This is a genomic window from Mesorhizobium sp. P2_D1, from assembly GCF_056404455.1.
The window spans coordinates 1-1,009 of record NZ_JBFUDZ010000142.1; the positions used below are offsets into that span (position 1 = coordinate 1).

The following is a 1,009-nucleotide window of genomic DNA, read 5'->3' on the forward strand; positions in this document are numbered from 1 at the left end:
ACGTTACCGAGAGCACAGTCGCGCCGAGATTGGCAACCACGCAGTCGAGGATCGTCTGGATCGAATTGCTTGTCATCACAACGGGTATCCGGCGGCCCGTCTGTTCCTGAATTTCGGCTAGCTGTTGACGAACGCGGAACCCGATGTCGGGAAGGATAATCCTGTGGCCGGCGAGCTCATCCAACGAAATGCTGGCGCGTCCCGCCAGCGCGTGTTCGGGCCGGCAGATCAGGCAGGTGGGCTGTGAGAAAGAATTAATGACGCGTATCCTTGGATCGCCGGTCGGCCCCATGACGACACCAAAATAGCATTCATCCTCGGCCACCAGCGGGATGATTTCCCGCGAAGACAGGCTGCGAACCGAAATCGAGATCTGGGAGTAACGTTTCGAAAAACTTGCCAGCGCCTCAGCGAAGATCGTCCGCAACAGTCCAGTCCCGATCGCCACGTCGAGATGGCCGCTGCGCAAGCCCTTCAGGTCGTCGAGTTCCGTGAGTAAAGTCTCTCGCTGTGAAGCTCGATCGCGGTAGTATTCCAGAACACGCGCCCCGGCCGCCGTCAGGCGCACGACGTGACGCCCTCGCTCGATAAGATCGATGCCGAGCTCTTCCTCGAGGCTGGCTATGTGCCGACTGATCGAGGAAGGGGCAATGTCCAACGATTCGCTGGCCGCGCGCATCGTGCCGAGCCTGTAGGCTCGATACAGATAGTCGATGCGTTCATCCTTGAACTCCCGCGACGTCTTGCTCTCAAGGGAGATATCGGACTTTGCGCCAATGCTCCTCGTCGATTTCAGTGGTTTCTCCTAACTCTGCAATTCGGCTGGTAGTCGCCGGTTATCCGGTGGTTTTGCCGCCGAAGAAGTCCTTGAATGACGCCGCGCCCCTCGCAACCAAACCAGGCTGGACAGCAGCCTTGCCTCCCGGAGGTCCGCCGAGCGCGTTTTGGGCAGCCTGCGCGAGCGATTTGATTTGCCGATTCGCCAAGGGGATGAGGATGCCCTGCGCCA

General features: G+C 59.5%; 1 protein-coding gene. It reads right to left on the reverse strand.

What is annotated here, in order from left to right; translation table 11 throughout:
* Positions 1-679 (reverse strand): LysR family transcriptional regulator (locus tag AC1D0I_RS32595; protein ID WP_477400183.1); only part of this gene is annotated, 679 nt, incomplete at its 3' end.
* Between the last annotated feature and the right edge of the window lie 330 nt (positions 680-1,009).